This window comes from Pseudanabaena sp. 'Roaring Creek', assembly GCF_001402795.1.
Lineage (GTDB): Bacteria > Cyanobacteriota > Cyanobacteriia > Pseudanabaenales > Pseudanabaenaceae > Pseudanabaena.
In genome coordinates this window covers 1-1057 of sequence record NZ_LIRE01000583.1, presented here as the reverse complement: position 1 = coordinate 1057, position 1057 = coordinate 1, and the positions used below count along the sequence as shown (strand labels likewise).

Sequence of the window (1057 nt, the reverse complement as noted above, 5' to 3'; positions counted from 1 at the left end):
CAAGCAGGACAGACCCTTGCCCTAGAAGGCACATGGCGATCAAACTACCAAACAATCCTAATCAAATTCGCAGCACAAATATTCTGGTCACAACTCAAAAGAGCTACCTGATTTCCTTGTCCCTCTACCACCAAAGCCGTTGATACAATCTGGCGATCGTGCATCTCATTGATAGAAGTGAGGTTGACACTTTTCTCAATCACCTCAGCATCAAGTGGATAGATAGAGAGTCGTTTATCTTGCTTCACTACCTTTAACAAAGCATCAACAGAAGGAATTGAAGTCTTACCACGACTCACAATCCATACCGCCTCCGCCAAAGCGATCGCAGGTAAAACTAATTCACTACTTGAATCCGCAAGAATTTCTTTAGCAGTCACTCCTAAGCGAGAATTACCTTCCAAAAACCAGATTAAAGCATGGGTATCAAGAATATATTTCATATTGCTAGAATCAATCCCAACCAAGAGCATCGTCAATATCACCATTAAACTCAGTATCTCTAAAATCAGCTTCAGTCGATTGTTGAGAACCTGAAAACATCCCAAACGACATAAACTGACTAGCGAGACTGGCTGACTGAGGCTTAAAGAAAGTCACAAAAACTTGGCTCTCCGTAATATCTTGAGGGATTTCCGCTAACTCGACTTTACCGTTCCGATATATTCCTTGGATTGTCTGTAACATAATCGTTTGCGCTGGTTAATTTGAGCGATCGCCAATCAATTGTAGCACCACAACATTTTAGCTAATAATGGTAAAGCGATCGCTACATTTATCCGTCCTTATGGCTTATGCCTGACAACACCGACTACCTCCAAGGCATCATCGAACGACTGACCTTTCACTCCCAAGAGACAGGCTATACCGTGGCGCGGCTAAAAGTACCCAAGGCTCAAGACCTAATCACCGTAGTCGGTAACTTTGCCAATATCCAAGCAGGACAGACTCTCGCTCTAGAAGGTACATGGCGATCGCATCCTAAATTTGGCGACCAGTTCCAAGTCACTCAATACCGTGAAACTAAACCCGCCACAATTACAGGAATTGAGAAATA

2 protein-coding genes and 1 pseudogene are annotated in these 1057 nt (G+C 43.2%); 1 reads left to right on the top strand and 2 read right to left on the bottom strand.

The window, feature by feature from the left end:
• Nucleotides 1-44 precede the first annotated feature (44 nt).
• Together AC805_RS16630 and AC805_RS16625 are read right to left on the bottom strand one after the other, a co-directional pair.
• Nucleotides 45-443, bottom strand: coding sequence for a type II toxin-antitoxin system VapC family toxin (locus AC805_RS16630; RefSeq protein ID WP_055076446.1), 399 nt, complete (start codon nucleotides 441-443; stop codon nucleotides 45-47).
• Between the two features lie 10 nt (nucleotides 444-453).
• Nucleotides 454-687 carry a hypothetical protein gene (locus AC805_RS16625; protein ID WP_055076445.1) on the bottom strand — a complete coding sequence of 78 codons (234 nt, stop codon included), beginning with the start codon at nucleotides 685-687 and terminating at the stop codon, nucleotides 454-456.
• A 107-nt stretch (nucleotides 688-794) separates the two neighbouring features.
• On the opposite strand from AC805_RS16625, the pseudogene AC805_RS16620 reads away from it, so the two are divergent.
• Nucleotides 795-1057 (top strand): annotated as a pseudogene (locus AC805_RS16620) (ATP-dependent RecD-like DNA helicase); the annotation flags it as partial.